The following is a 14,713-nucleotide window of genomic DNA, read 5'->3' on the forward strand; positions in this document are numbered from 1 at the left end:
ACCTCCTCAGATAAGCCCGGCGTCGTGCGCCAGGCGGCTCAGGTTGTTATACCCCAGACGGGCATAGGTCAGCGGATGGGCAATCGCCGGATCCTGCTCCGCCTCGACCACCAGCCAGCCGTGATAATCCTGCGCTTTCAGCAGCCGCATGATCGGCGGGTAATCGACGCATCCGTCACCCGGTACGGTAAATACGCCGCTTAGCACCGCATCGAGGAAGCTGGTTTTGCGGTTTTTAACGTCCGCCAGCACGTCGGCACGCACGTCTTTGCAGTGAACGTGGTTGATGCGCGACGCCCAGCGCTGCGCCACCGCCAGCGGGTCGGCTCCGGCAAAGGTCAGATGGCCGGTATCCAGCAGTAACCCCACTTCTTCACCGGTGTGGGTCATCAGGTTGTCCACGTCGTCGGCGGATTCAATCACCGTGCCCATATGATGATGGTAGGCAATCTGCACCCCCTGCTGCTGCGTATAGCGGGCAAATTCGCTGAGCTTCTCCCCGTACTCCTTCCAGCGTTCCTGCGGGAAGCGCGGGCGCAGATGCACCGGGGTCTGCTGCTCGCCGTGAATACAGCCGCTCACTTCCGCAAAGACCAGCACCTTCGCCCCCAGCTCGCGCAACAGCGTCAGGTGGGGCTGCACGGCGGCGATCTCCTCCTCCACGCTGCGCTCCAGCAGGCGGCCAGAATACCAGCCGGAGACCAGCTGCAGGTCGTGGCGCTGTAAAATCGGGCCGAGCAGGCGCGCCTCGCGCGGGAATTTATTGCCCAGTTCGAAACCGGCAAAACCGGCCTCTTTGCCTTCGCTCAGGCAGGTCTCCAGCGACGTCTCCGCGCCGAGGGAAGGCAGATCGTCGTTCGTCCACGTCAGCGGGTTAATGCCCAGTTGTACACTCATTGTCGTCTCCATTATGCGTGTCCGCGCTCGCGCCACCAGGCGATAAGCTGCAGGTAGTTGTCCCGGATGCGCGCCACCAGCTGCGCATCGTCAATATCGTGTTTCAGCCACGCGCGGGAGGCGTCACCAAAAAGCGTGCGCCCCACGGCGAAGCCTTTAACCAGCGTCTGCCCTGCGGCGGCTTTGAAGTCGGCACGCAGCTGCTCTGCCGGGGCATCCAGACCGAGGATCACCACCCCGCGGCAGTGCGGGTCCCGGCGTTCGATAATCTCGTTCAGTGCCGTCCAGCCGCTGGCTGAGAGCGGCGGCAGTTTCCACCAGTCAGGGTAAATCCCCAGGTTGTAGAAACGGGAGATGGCGCGCAGGTAGAGCGCGTCGCTGCGCGGCATGCTGGCGGGCAATATCACCTCCAGCAGCAGTTCATGCCCGGACTGGCAGCAGGCGTGGTACACCTCGGCGATTTTCTGCTCCTGCTCAAGGCGCAGGCCGTGGGCATCTTCCGGATGGAAAAAGACCAGACATTTCACCACGTGCTCCTGCGGCCAGCTGATGAGCTGGGTGCCGATGTTACCGTGCTCCATCTCCAGCGGCCGGGAGCCCGGCAGCTCGATGGGACGACCAATCCACCACCCTTCCCCGGTGATGGCGTTTAGCGCATCCTGACCAAAGGTGCCGTCGCACAGCAGACCGGCTTTACCCTCCAGCCCGGCGCGGTTTGCCGCCTCGCGGCTGGCCTGGAGGATCAGCTGCTTCAGTTCCGGAATGAGCCCGATCGACGCACCGCACTGCAGCGCCATCTCTTCCAGCTGGCTGCGATGGTCGAAAGCCATCACGCACAGCTCCGGCCATTCGCGGCGGCGGGTCGTCACCCGGTGGAGATGGTTAAGACGCGGGTCAAGATCCGGGCGCGGAACACGTGCGGCGCGGGAAAGATAATCATCCAGCTCTGTTTTGCTCGGCATCGCCGGAGCGCAGCCGTGGCGGGAGACCACCAGCGCACCGCAGGCATTGGCATAGCGGCACGCCTGCTCCCAGCCTTCGTCGTTCAGGTAACCGCGCAGCAGGCCGGACATAAACGCGTCCCCTGCGCCGAGGACATTCAGCACCTCGACGCGCACGCCGGTCACCGTCAGGCCGTCGTCCAGACGAGGCGGAATGGCATCGGTATAGACCGAACAGCCCAGCGCGCCGCGTTTGCAGACCAGCGTAGCCTGACTCACGCCACGCACCTGCGCCAGCGCCTGCAAGGTATCGGTGCTGCCGCCCGCAATGTGGAACTCCTCCTCGGTGCCGACAACCACGTCGAAGAGGTGCAGCACCTCCTGCAGCTCGCGGGTGACCTTATCGGCGGCGATAAAGCGCGTTTCCCCGTCGCCTAAGGAGGTCAGCCCCCACAGCACCGGACGGTAGTCGATATCCAGCACCGTGCGCACGCCGTGGCGGCGGGCATAGCCCAGCGCCGTCAGCACCGCCTCGCGGGTCTGGGGATGAGAAAGGTGAGTCCCGGTGATGGCAAGACACCGTGCGGAGGCAATGTAGCTTTCGTCCACATCGCTGGCGGTAATCGCCATATCCGCGCAGTTATCGCGATAAAAAATCAGAGGAAAAGTGTCCCGGTCTTTAATGCCGAGTAGCACCAGCGCCGTGAGGCGTTCTTTGTCGGTAATCAGATGGCTGGTATCGCAGCCCACCTGGTTTAACTCTTCCCGCAGGAAGCGGCCCATATGTTCATCGCCGACGCGCGCCAGCATCGACGAGCGTAACCCCTGTCGCGCGGTGCCGTACGCCACGTTGCCGGACGACCCGCCAAGATATTTGGCGAAGCTCGACACATCTTCCAGACGGGCGCCAATTTGCTGACTGTAGAGGTCTACCGCCACGCGGCCCATGCATATCACATCAAACTGCTTTTCCACGTTGAACCCTCTTCAGACAATGTCGTTCACGTTCAGCCAGCGGCCTTCCAGGTGTGAGAGTGCTATCGCGTCCAGCACGCGAGACACCTTCCAGCCCTCTTCGAAGTCCGGCCACATCGGCGCGTCGGCGGCAATCCCGTCCACCAGGTCACGCACCTCCACCGTTTTTTGATCGTTAAAGCCAATCCCATGGCCTGCCCCCATGCAGAACGCACCGTAGTCCGGGTGAGCCGGGCCGACGAGCAGCGTGCGGAACCCCTGACGGTTCACCGGGTCGTCATGCAGATAGAGCTTCAGCTCGGCCATGCGCTCCTGAGTGAAACTGATGGCACCTTTCGTCCCGGTGATGACATACGACAACCCCATCTTGCGGCCGCAGGCGACGCGGGAGGTTTCAATGACGCCCTGCGCCCCGCCCGCAAAACGCACCATCGCGTGGGCCTGATCCTCGTTTTCGACGGCAATCATCTCTGCCGAACCCGCCTTCGCCGGACGTGCCGGGACCACGATCTTCAGGTCGCCGCAGACCTGCTCGATATCTCCCACCAGGTACTGGGCCATATTGACGATATGCGCCGCGAGGTCACCCAGCGCCCCCAGGCCTGCGGTCTCTTTGAAGCAGTGCCAGTGAATGGGCGAGAGCGGGTCGGCCATATAATCTTCGTTGTGAGTGCCGTAGAAGTGGATCACCTCGCCAATCTCGCCGCGCGCAATAATCTCCTTCGCCAGCTGCGCGGTCGGGTTTTTCATGTAGTTGAACCCCACCAGCGTTTTCACCCCTGCCCGCTTTGCGGCGTCGACCATTTCACGCGCGTCATGGGCGTTGAGCGCCAGCGGCTTTTCGGAGTAAACGTGTTTGCCGTGACGGATCGCCTCCAGCGCCATCTCTTTATGCAGATGGTTGGGAGAGCAAATATCCACCACGTCAATGGCCGGGTCGGCCACCAGCGCCCGCCAGTCCCCGGTGGAGCGGTTGAAGCCAAACGCCTGCGCCCGCGCTGCCGCCAGTTCCGGCGTAACTTCCGCCACCATCTCGCGCACCAGCCTGCCGCGCAGGTTGAACACCGTCGGGGCCTGGGCATAGGCGATGGCGTGCGCCTTGCCGATATACCCGGTGCCAATCAATCCAATACGAACCTCTTTCATCATGATCCTCACAGTGCGCCGCGACGGCTCTTGGCGTAGGTGTCAAACGCCACCGCCAGAACGATAATTAATCCGGTGATAATTTGCTGGTAGTAGGCTGAGACGTTCATCAGCACCAGGCCGTTAATCAGAATGCCCATGATGATGGAGCCGATAATGGTGCCGCCAATACGCCCGTAACCGCCCATCAGCGAGGTACCGCCGATCACCACCGAGGCGATGACGCGCAGCTCAAAGGAGATCCCGGCTACCGCCTCGGCGCTTCCCAGACGCGCGCTCAGAATGAAGCCCGCCAGCCCCGCCAGACAGCCAATCAGCACGTAGACGCTGACCAGCACGCGCTTGACGTTCACCCCCGCCAGGCGTGCCGCCTCCGGGTTTCCGCCAATGGCGTAGACGAAACGGCCCCAGCGGGTTTTATGCAGCGCCAGATACCCCCCCAGGGCGACGAGGGCGAATATCCAGATAGGAATGGAGATGCCGAGCAACTCCCCGCGCCCCCACCAGCGGTAACCGGGGTCGAAACCGGCAATCGGCGCGCCGTCGTTAATCACCAGCGTCAGGCCACGCCAGATGGTCATCCCGCCGAGGGTGACAATAAACGGCGGCAGGCGCAGGCGGGTGACGCCCAGACCATGCAGGAAGCCAATTGCCGTGCCCATCGCCAGACAAATCCCCAGCCCAATCAGCCAGCTCATGCCACCCCAGGCGTTCGGGTCGACGGTGGTGAAGTTGTCGCCCTTGATCACGTACGCCGCAGTCATGGCGCACACCGCCAGAATGGAGCCGACGGAGAGGTCGATCCCGGCGGTCAGGATGACGAAAGTCATCCCCACGGCCATGATCCCGTAGATGGAGACTTCGGTTAATATGTTGAAAATATTGCGTTCAGAGAAAAAGTTGCTGTTCTGCGACTGGAAGAAGATCAGCAGCAGGATCATGAAAATCAGCACCCCGAATCGCTCGAAGAAGGCGATGGGATCGATGCGTCCGGCGCGTTTGACCGGGGCCTGCGTTTTAGAAATCATCTGCGTCATGAGAAACTCCGTTATGCCGCGTTCAGGGCGTTGTGGTTGATGGCCATCATCGTCATCAGCCGTTCTTCGTTAGCGTCGTCACCGTGGATCTCGCCGGTCACCCGCCCTTCACTGAGGGTGATGATCCGGTCAGATACCGCCATCACTTCAGGCAGATCGGAGGAGATCACGATCACCGCCACGCCCTTTTTCGCCATCTCAAACAGCACCTGGTGCACTTCCGATTTGGTGCCCACGTCAATACCGCGCGTCGGCTCATCGACAATCAGCACGCGAGGATTGAGCGCCATGCAGCGCGCGAGGATCACCTTTTGCTGGTTACCGCCGGAGAGCTTGCGCACCTCCTGCGCGCTGTTAACCATTTTGATCTGCAGCGCCTGGCGGTAGGACTCAATCAGATCGTCCTCTTTGCGGGTATTCACGAACCAGCGCCACTGCAGCAGCGAGGAGAGGCAGGAGAGCGACAGGTTGTCGCGAATCGACAGCCCCAGCACCGCCCCCTCTTTTTTACGGTCTTCCGGTACCAGCGCCACGCCCTGATCGAGGGCGTAGAGCGGGTCGCGCGGCTGGTACGGCACGCCGTCCAGCTCAAAGCTGCCGGAGGTAAAGGCATCTGCGCCGAACAGACAGCGCGCCACTTCGGTACGCCCCGCCCCCACCAGGCCAGCAATCCCTAACACTTCCCCGGCGTGGACGTGGAAGCTGATGTCGTGCAGGGCAATGCCGTGGGGATCGAGCGGCGGCTTCTCGCGGCTCAGCCCCTTCACCGCCAGGCGGACGGGTTTGTCTTCATGATGCGTTTCGCTGGCCGGACGACGATTAAAGGCCACGTCGCGCCCGACCATCAGGCGGATCAGCTGCTCAACGTTGGTTTCCGCCACCGCACCGGTACCGGTGAAACGGCCGTCCTGGAAAACGGTGAAGCGGTCGCAGAGCTGGAAAACTTCATGCAGACGGTGGGTAACGTAAATAATGCTCACCCCGCGGTTTTTCAGCTCACGCACCACGCGGTGCAGGCTTTCCACCTCGCTGTCACTCAGCGCGGCAGAAGGTTCATCCATGATAATCAGCCTGGCGTTGAGGGTCAGCGCCCGGGCAATCTCCACCATCTGCTGCTGGGCGACGCTCAGGCGGGCCACCGGCGTGGTTGGCGCAACGTTCAGCTGCAGGTAATCGAGAATGACCTGCGCCTCCTGGTTAACCGCTTTTTCGTCGACGATCAGGTTACGTTTGCGCGGTTCGCGCCCGAGAAACATGTTTTCCGCGACGGTCATATTGGGCAGCAGGTTAAATTCCTGATAGATAGTGATAATGCCCTTGTTTTGCCGCTCAACGGGGGAATCATCCACCGGCAGCATTTCGCCGTTAAACCAGATATCCCCCCGGGTTTGCGGCTGCGCGCCCGCGAGCGCCTTCAGCAGCGTGGATTTTCCCGCTCCGTTTTCCCCCAGCAGGGCATGGATCTCCCCCGCGCCGACGGTCAGCTGAGCGCTGCTCAGCGCCCAGACGCCGGAAAAACTTTTGGCCAGGTCGGTCACTTTCAGTAAGGGTTGCGACATCGGTCTGCTCCTCCTTTAGAGTGCGCCGCCGCTCGCGCGGCGGCTGCGGATACGTCAGTTACCGGCCTCACCGATACGTTCAGCCTGCTGCAGATTCTCTTTGGTGATCAGCGTCGGCGGGTAGTCGGCCCCGGTGATGGCTTTCTTCTCGCGCACGTTGGCCACCAGCTGGCTCATCGCCGTCTGCACCGCAAAGCCCGGACGCTGATCCGCCGTTACCGCCAGCCAGCCGTCGCGCACGCGGGCCAGCGCTTCCGGTACCGCATCAAAACCGGTGACCAGAATTTCGCCCGGCTTCACGCCCTGGCTCTGCAGCGCTTCAATCGCGCCCAGCGCCATATCGTCGTTAGCGGAGAGGATCACCTGCGGGCGTTTCGGCAGAGAAGGCAGAACGCTTTCCACGATGCGCATCCCTTCCGAACGCATCCAGTTTCCGGTCTGATCGGCGACGATCTTGTACTTATCCCCGCCCGCCTTCAGGCTGTCGCGGATCCCTTTGGTGCGTTCAATATTGGAGGAGGAGCCCGGCTGACCGGTCAGCAGAATAATCTCCGCCCCGTCGGGGAATTTGGTTTTCACGAAGTCGCCAATCGCCTGGCCGCCTTTGTAGTTATTAGCCCCGAAGTGCGGCACTTTTTTCTGGCTGTCGACGGAGCGGTCAAGGGTCACCACCGGCAGCTTCGCATCCTGAATTTCATCTACCGCGCTGGAGACGGCGTTTACGTCATTCGGGGAGACGATAAAGCCCTGCGCCCCACGAGTGATGGCATTTTCCAGGTCAGCCACCTGTTTCGGTGAACTGCCCTGCCCGTCCAGCACCTGAAGCTTCACGCCCATCTCTTTTGCGGCTTTCACCGCCGTGCGCTGCATGTGTACTTCAAACGGCATGGCCAGGTTTGGCGTACTGAAAACAATTTGCTCGTTTTCGGCGAGGGCAGCCCCGGACGTCATGGCGATGAGGGCGGCTACGATCAGTTTTTTCATTATTATGTCTCTCTGTGTAGGGTGGTTGTGTTTAGAGGACGATCTCGCGCTGGCTACGCAGCGACTCCAGCGCTTTATCCGCGAGGTACAGCGCACGTTCACCATCATCACCGCTGCAGTCAGGCACCGCTTCGCCGCGCAGGACCGCAACAAAGTGTTCCCATTCCGCGGCGTAAGCGGATTTGTAGCGCTGCAGGAAGAAGTGTTCCGGCAGCGCGCTGGTGCAGCCCTGTTTGCCGTAGTGCTGCACCTGGTTTTCCAGAATATTGCCCGCGCACAGCAGCCCTTCGGAGCCGTGCAGCTCCAGGCGCTGGTCGTATCCGTAAGATGAGCGGCGGCTGTTGACGATGGTCGCCATCGCGCCGGAGGCATATTTCAGAACGATAAATGCGGTGTCGATATCCCCCGCCTCGCCAATCGCCGGATCGACCAGGTTACTGCCCTGGGCATAGACCGACACCGGCTCTTCGCCCATGATGAAGCGCGCCATATCAAAGTCGTGAATGGTCATATCGCGGAACATGCCGCCGGAGACGCGCACGTACTCTGCAGGCGGCGGAGACGGGTCGCGGGAGATAATCAGCAGCGATTCCGGCTTGCCGATGCGCCCGGCCTGGGCGTCGGTTTTCACCCGGCGGAACTGCGGGTCAAAGCGGCGGTTAAAGCCGATAAACAGCGGCACATCGTACTCTTTGACCACTTTCAGGCAGTCGCGCACGCGGGCAAGGTCGAGGTGTACCGGCTTTTCGCAAAAGATGGCTTTGCCATGGCGGGCGGCCATTTCAATCAGATCGGCGTGGGTGTCGGTCGCGGAGGCAATCAGCACGGCGTGAACGTTAGGGTCGGTCATCGCTTCATCCAGGCTCTGCTGACGGGCCTGATACTGCGTGGCGAGACGGGTGGCAAATTCTTGATTCGGGTCAACCACGGACCAGAGCGTGGTCGCGCCGTGGCTGGCGATGTTAGCTGCATGTACCTGGCCAATTCGGCCAGCGCCCAGTAAAGCAATGTTAAACATAACGGCTCCCGGTGTTGGTGAATGCTGTGAACTAACGACCCTATAAATAAAACATTTATTTCATTTTTATAAATAGTGAAAATTATGTTTTTGAGTGCGGGTTAACACTTTTGAGATGAATGAGATAAATTTTGTTATCAATCTCACAACATAGGAGAAGGTGCTGCTAACCCCTCACCCCTGCCCTCTCCCCAAAGGGGCGAGGGAGAAAAGAGTGCACCACACCATCCCCTCTCCCCTTTGGGGAGAGGGTTAGGGTGAGGGGAAAATGAAATGAAAATTTCGTTACGGCGGGAAAACTTAATACTGGCGGGCTTTTTTCACCTGTGCCTGCGTTTGCAGAGCGGCTTCACGCACGGCAGAAGACGCCGCCACCTGCGCGTCGCCGGTTCGCCACCACGAGGCGTAGTCATGGGTCATGGTCTTCGGCAGCACCTTGATGTCCAGCAGCGTCGGGCCCGGATGCGCGCGTGACGCCTCCAGCGCCGCCAGCAGGCTTTGCTCATCGTTCACCCGCCACGCGCGGCAGCCGTAGCTTTCCGCGTTTTGGGCAAAATCGACCTTCACCAGCGGCCCGTCCAGCCGTCCGGTTTCCGGGTTGCGATGGCGGTTTTCGGTGCCAAAGCTCCCCATGCCGTGCCCCATCTGCAGATTGTTAATGCAACCAAAGCTGGCGTTATCAAACAGCAGAACGGTGACCTTAATCCCCTCCTGCACCGCGGTTTGCAACTCGGAGTGCAGCATCATGTACGAGCCATCCCCCACCATGGCGTACACCGGCTGGTCGGGTCTGGCGAGCTTCGCACCGATGGCCGCCGCAATCTCGTAGCCCATGCAGGAGTATCCGTATTCCAGGTGATAGCTGTCCGGCGTTTTCACCTGCCAGAGCCGCTGTAAATCGCCCGGCAGCGATCCGGCTGCCCCCACCACGATGGCGCTATCTTCAATATGCTGGTTGATCAGCCCCAGCACCCGCGTCTGGGTCAGGCGAGTGTTGAGCGTTTCGCCATATTCCACCAGCTGGCTATCCAGGTGCCCCGCCACTTCGGGCGCATCAGCAGGATGCCACTGGCGATCCCACAGGCGACGGCACTCGTCGCGCCACGCGGATTTCGCCTGGGCGATCGCGTCTCCCCAGCTGCTGCGATAATCCCTGAGCGCGTGGGTTAAGGCCTGAAGCCCGGTTTGGGCATCGGCGATCAGTGCGGTGGCGTCCAGCTTCAGGGCGTCAAACTCCGCCACGTTCAGCAGCAGAAATTCGACGTCCGGATGGGAAAAGAGCGCCTTGGAGCCGGTGGTAAAGTCCGTAAGACGCGTGCCGATGCCAATCACTAAATCCGCCTGGGGCGCGAGCTGGTTGGCCGCCAGTCCCCCCGTCACCCCAACGCCACCCAGGTTAAGTGGGTGGTCACTTACCAGCGCCCCCTTCCCGGCCTGGGTTTCGGCAAACGGCAGCTGCAGCGTCTCGACAAATTCGCGAAACGCCTCATGCGCGCCGGAATAGCGCACACCGCCGCCGCACACCACCAGCGGACGACGCTTGCGGGCGATCAGCGCCCGCGCCTGCGCCAGACGCTGCGGGTCAGGCGAACGACGTTCGATGTGGTGCACGCGGCGCGCGAAGAAGCTCAGGGGATAATCCCAGGCTTCCCCCTGCACGTCCTGCGGCAGGCAGAGGGTCACCGCCCCGGTATTGGCGGGGTCAGTAAGCGTTCGCATCGCGCTTAGCATGGCGCTCATCAGCTGCTCGGGACGGTTGATGCGGTCCCAGTAGCGGGAGACAGGACGAAAGCAGTCGTTGGTGCTGATGCTGAGATCGTGATACTGCTCGATCTGCTGCAGTACCGGGTCCGGCTGGCGGCTGGCGTAGATATCGCCCGGCAGCAATAGCAGCGGAATGCGGTTCGCCGTAGCGGTTGCCGCCGCGGTCACCATATTGGCGGCGCCCGGCCCGACGGAGGAGGTGACGGCGAAAATGCGCTGACGGCGGTGCTGTTTGGCGAATCCCGTCGCCATATGGGCAATGCCCTGCTCGTTGCAGCCCTGCATCACCTGCAAATGGCCCGGATCTTGTTCCAGCGCCTGGCCGATGCCGAGCACGTTACCGTGCCCGAAAATAGTCGCCACGCCCTCCACGAAGGGCATTTCGTCGCCATCCACACTGACGTATTGTTGATTAAGGAATCGGACCAGCGCCTGGGCCATAGTCATACGTTCGGTTTGCATAACGCCTCCTGTCAGCCCAGCGTTGGCATGGAGAACGCAGCGCCTGTCTCCTGCTGCATTTCCGGCCAGCGTGCGGTGATGGTTTTCATTCGGGTGTAGAAACGCACACCGTCGTTGCCGTGGACGTTGAGCGCACCAAAGATAGAGCGCTTCCAGCCACCGAAACTGTGGAATGCCATCGGCACCGGGATCGGCACATTGACCCCGACCATGCCCGCCTGCACCTCTTCGCAGAAGCGACGCGCGCAGCCGCCGTCACGGGTGAAGATTGCCGAACCATTACCATATTCATGGCGGTTAATCAGGTCCACCGCGCTGGCGTAATCTGCTACGCGCACCACAGAAAGCACCGGGCCGAAAATCTCTTCTTTATAGATGGTCATCTCCGGAGTGACGTTATCAAACAGCGTCGGCCCGACGAAATAGCCCTGCTCGTGCCCCTGCACGCTGAAGCTGCGACCGTCCACGCGCAGCGTCGCGCCCTGCGCTTCCCCGCTGTCGATATAGCCCAGCACCTTGCTGCGGTGCGCCGAGGAGATGAGCGGCCCCATTTCGTTTTCCGGCGTCTGGTCCAGACCCGGCCCGACGCGCAGGGCGGCAATCTGTTTTTCCAGCCGGGCGCAGAGGTCATCGGCGGTTTTATCCCCCACCGCCAGCACCACCGAGAGCGCCATGCAGCGCTCCCCCGCCGCACCGAAGCCTGCGCCCATAATGGCGTTGGCGGCCATTTCCATGTCGGCATCCGGCATGAGAATACAGTGGTTTTTCGCGCCACCCAGTGCCTGACAGCGCTTTCCGTGGGCGGACGCGGTCTGGTAAATGTATTCGGCAATCGGCGTGGAGCCGACAAAGCTCACCGCCTGCACGCGCGGGTCGGTCAGGAGCACGTCAACGGACTCTTTGTCACCCTGCACCACGTTGAACACGCCGTCCGGCAGGCCAGCCTCTTTCAGCAGCTGCGCCAGCGCGAGCGCCAGGGAGGGATCTTTTTCTGACGGTTTCAGCACGAAGGTGTTTCCGGTCGCCAGCGCAATCGGGAACATCCACATCGGCACCATCGCCGGGAAGTTAAACGGCGTGATCCCAACGCAGACCCCGAGCGGCTGCATCAGCGAGTGGCTGTCAACGCCGGTGCCGACGTTGGCTGAGTGCTCACCTTTTTGCAGATGCGGGATACCGCAGGCAAATTCCACCACTTCCAGACCACGGGTGAGTTCGCCCACCGCGTCGGAGAAGACCTTGCCGTGCTCTTCGCTGATGAGACGGGCCAGGCGATCCATGTTCTCTTCCAGCAGCGCCTTGAAGCGGAACATCACGCGCGCGCGCTTAAGCGGAGCATGACGCGCCCACGCAGGAAACGCCTGCTGCGCGGCGGCAATTGCCTGCTCCGTTTCCTGTGCCGTACTCATCACCACCTGGCGGATCTGCTTGCCGGTGGCCGGGTTGAAGATCGCCTGAACGCGCTGGCCTGAACCGGTGACACATTCGCCGTGAATAAAATTCGCTACCGTCTCCATCCTTAACCTCTCGCTGTTGATACGTGACTGTTACCTGAACACTGTGTACCGAACACTATATATGAAACAAATATTCCATTTTAAGTTGAAATAAAATAAATGATGATTATTGTGATCAAGGATGGATTTTTATGTTAACAGCCAACAATACTGACGCAGCGTGCGCTATTAAGGCATTTCGGGCGTGGGAATGACTGAAGCTTCTGTTTCATTTTTGCTGCCAGATGGATGGCCGACATTTAAAAGACGCGGTTTTGCGTTTAGAATCACAGGACTGTATTTGGGGGATAACATGACGACAGCAACCAGCCTGAACGAACTGCAGCAGCAAATCCGCGATCGCTACGATAGCCTGAGCAAGAGGCTGCAGCAGGTCTCCCGCTATGTGCTGGATAATACGAACAGCGTGGCCTTTGATACGGTTGCCGTGATTGCCGAGCGCGCCGACGTGCCGCCCTCGACGCTGATCCGCTTCGCCAACGCCTTTGACTTCACCGGCTTCAACGAAATGAAACAGCTGTTTCGCATGAACCTGGTGGAGGAGACCGCCAGCTACAGCGACCGTGCCCGGCTGTTCCGCGAAATGGAGAGCGAGGCCGTGCCCGAAACCCCGCTCGACATCCTGCAGGAGTTCGCCCGTTCAAACGCCCAGGCGCTACAGCAGCTGGCCGCCCGCGCCGAACCGGAAATGCTGGAGCGCGCGGTACAGCTGCTGGCCGACGCCGACACCATCTACATCGCCGGTCTGCGCCGCTCCTTTAGCGTCGCGGCCTACCTCACCTATGCCCTGAGCCACCTGGAGTGTCGCCCTATTCTGCTCGACGGTATGGGTGGCATGCTGCGCGAGCAGATCAGCCGCATTAAGGCGCGCGACATCGTGGTGTCGATCAGCTTCTCGCCCTACGCGGAAGAGACGGTGATGGTCAGCGAAACCGCCGCCAGCGTCGGCGCGCGGCAGATTGTGATTACGGACAGCCAGATCAGCCCGCTGGCGACGTTCAGCGATCTTTGCTTTGTGGTGAAAGAGGCGCAGGTGGACGCGTTTCGGTCCCAGTCGGCAACGCTGTGCCTGGTGCAGTCGCTGGTGGTGGCACTGGCTTATCGGTTGGGTGAAGGGAAGTGAGGGATAAACAAAAACTGTATGAGCAAGCGTGAGATCAGAGGGATATTATCCCCAATCGAATACTAATCAGAAATAAATATGCAGAAAGAACAATTCATATGGAGTTTAAAATGGATTCATATTTAGATATTTTGCCTAAAGGTTGTACAGCTGTTGCTGTCAAAACCAAGGGGCACAACTTTTTCATCGATCATAAGGGATTATCATCTACTGGTTGTTGGGTTGTATCAAAAGACAGGGTCGATGATTATGTAATTGTTTTTCACCAAACAAGCACCCTTAATCATATCTACATTGGTGAATTTGTCGAAAAAAAAGCTGAAGAGTATACCGAAAGAAAAGGAAAGCAATATCCGCGCTATCGAATCTACATAAAAAATCTGAAATTAGCCTTAAAAACAAATACAAACTGGACTTCTTTTGTTGGAAAAGGCAATGGGGGCTTCGAAAGGATATATTTGAAAAACGAAGGACAGGTAAATCCTAGATATTTAGATCCCGACTCAACTGAAGCCGAAGAGGGATATAGAAAAGACTCAAGTCGAATGACAAGTGCAAGAGATAAAAAATTAGCTGAAGCACGGAAGAAAAAGGATAACTACACTTGTCAGTCATGTGAGAAACGATACTTCGTAAACAATAAATACATTATAGATTGTCACCACATAAATCCAATCAGTTTAGGAAAAAGAAAAACAATTTTAGATGACCTTATTTCGCTGTGCCCAACATGTCATCGAATTGCACATACTCGAATTCCCCCATATTCTTTGAAAGAGTTAAAAGGCTTTGTAGAAAGCTTTACTTAAATGTACGCTTTATAAAATATATTAAAAAATGACGAAATTAGTTCTAAACTTCGTATTTTTGAATTTTGACAGGAAATTTTACAGTCGTGTAGATGTTTAGCTGGTCAATTTACGGGATAATAGCACAGTCATCTCCGCGGATCAGGACTGAGGGGCGAATACGCCCTTCAGTCCCTTTGCCAAGGCATAGCACAGAGTGAGAGCCGTTTTACAAAGAGCAGAACTCCCAAAGGAAATCAAACACTATCTCCCTATGAGGTGGTTTGAGGTGACAATAAAAAACCCTCTGTAAAAAAGAGGGTTAAATTCACTTTTACCTGTTCATGAAAACACAGGAAGAGTTATCTGCTTATTCCCACTCAGTCATAAATGAGAAAAAATAATTCTTATACAACAATGATTTTCAACCAACATACTATCCAATACCATTAAAAATACCATACAGAGAAGAAGCAAATGTGAGCCTCTTAACGGACCTCGT

Annotated in this window: 11 protein-coding genes; 2 read left to right on the forward strand and 9 right to left on the reverse strand. The window is 58.9% G+C overall.

Annotation, left to right across the window (positions count from 1 at the left end; translation table 11 throughout):
- Nucleotides 1–6: 6 nt before the first annotated feature.
- The 9 genes from iolE to AAER43_RS16760 all read right to left on the reverse strand — a co-directional run bounded on the left by iolE (nucleotide 7) and on the right by AAER43_RS16760 (nucleotide 12,300).
- A complete protein-coding gene (gene iolE / locus AAER43_RS16720) occupies nucleotides 7–897 on the reverse strand; it encodes a myo-inosose-2 dehydratase (protein WP_014884789.1) in 891 nt (296 codons plus the stop codon).
- 11 nt (nucleotides 898–908) lie between these two features.
- Nucleotides 909–2,813, reverse strand: a complete 1,905-nt coding sequence (iolC, locus tag AAER43_RS16725; protein WP_050861881.1) for a 5-dehydro-2-deoxygluconokinase — start codon at nucleotides 2,811–2,813, stop codon at nucleotides 909–911.
- Between the two features lie 12 nt (nucleotides 2,814–2,825).
- On the reverse strand, nucleotides 2,826–3,959 hold the full coding sequence (locus AAER43_RS16730) for a Gfo/Idh/MocA family oxidoreductase (RefSeq protein WP_014884791.1): 1,134 nt from the start codon (nucleotides 3,957–3,959) through the stop codon (nucleotides 2,826–2,828).
- An 8-nt stretch (nucleotides 3,960–3,967) separates the two neighbouring features.
- Nucleotides 3,968–4,996, reverse strand: coding sequence for an ABC transporter permease (locus AAER43_RS16735; RefSeq protein ID WP_014884792.1), 1,029 nt, complete (start codon nucleotides 4,994–4,996; stop codon nucleotides 3,968–3,970).
- Between the two features lie 11 nt (nucleotides 4,997–5,007).
- Nucleotides 5,008–6,555 carry a sugar ABC transporter ATP-binding protein gene (locus AAER43_RS16740; protein WP_014884793.1) on the reverse strand — a complete coding sequence of 516 codons (1,548 nt, stop codon included), beginning with the start codon at nucleotides 6,553–6,555 and terminating at the stop codon, nucleotides 5,008–5,010.
- A 54-nt stretch (nucleotides 6,556–6,609) separates the two neighbouring features.
- Nucleotides 6,610–7,539 carry a sugar ABC transporter substrate-binding protein gene (locus AAER43_RS16745; RefSeq protein WP_008502118.1) on the reverse strand — a complete coding sequence of 310 codons (930 nt, stop codon included), beginning with the start codon at nucleotides 7,537–7,539 and terminating at the stop codon, nucleotides 6,610–6,612.
- Between the two features lie 31 nt (nucleotides 7,540–7,570).
- Nucleotides 7,571–8,557, reverse strand: coding sequence for an inositol 2-dehydrogenase (gene iolG, locus AAER43_RS16750; RefSeq protein ID WP_023294280.1), 987 nt, complete (start codon nucleotides 8,555–8,557; stop codon nucleotides 7,571–7,573).
- A gap of 300 nt (nucleotides 8,558–8,857) precedes the next feature.
- On the reverse strand, nucleotides 8,858–10,783 hold the full coding sequence (iolD, locus tag AAER43_RS16755) for a 3D-(3,5/4)-trihydroxycyclohexane-1,2-dione acylhydrolase (decyclizing) (RefSeq protein ID WP_050861880.1): 1,926 nt from the start codon (nucleotides 10,781–10,783) through the stop codon (nucleotides 8,858–8,860).
- Between the two features lie 11 nt (nucleotides 10,784–10,794).
- Nucleotides 10,795–12,300, reverse strand: coding sequence for a CoA-acylating methylmalonate-semialdehyde dehydrogenase (locus AAER43_RS16760; protein WP_047344890.1), 1,506 nt, complete (start codon nucleotides 12,298–12,300; stop codon nucleotides 10,795–10,797).
- 292 nt (nucleotides 12,301–12,592) lie between these two features.
- Between AAER43_RS16760 and AAER43_RS16765 the strand changes: the two genes are divergently transcribed.
- On the forward strand, nucleotides 12,593–13,423 hold the full coding sequence (locus AAER43_RS16765) for a MurR/RpiR family transcriptional regulator (RefSeq protein WP_008502123.1): 831 nt from the start codon (nucleotides 12,593–12,595) through the stop codon (nucleotides 13,421–13,423).
- Nucleotides 13,424–13,533: 110 nt separating this feature from the next.
- Nucleotides 13,534–14,232 carry an HNH endonuclease gene (locus tag AAER43_RS16770; RefSeq protein WP_099458936.1) on the forward strand — a complete coding sequence of 233 codons (699 nt, stop codon included), beginning with the start codon at nucleotides 13,534–13,536 and terminating at the stop codon, nucleotides 14,230–14,232.
- The last annotated feature ends 481 nt before the right edge of the window (nucleotides 14,233–14,713 follow it).

The sequence above is a fragment of the Enterobacter sp. FUJ80071 genome (genome assembly GCF_038739915.1).
Taxonomy (GTDB): domain Bacteria; phylum Pseudomonadota; class Gammaproteobacteria; order Enterobacterales; family Enterobacteriaceae; genus Enterobacter; species Enterobacter kobei.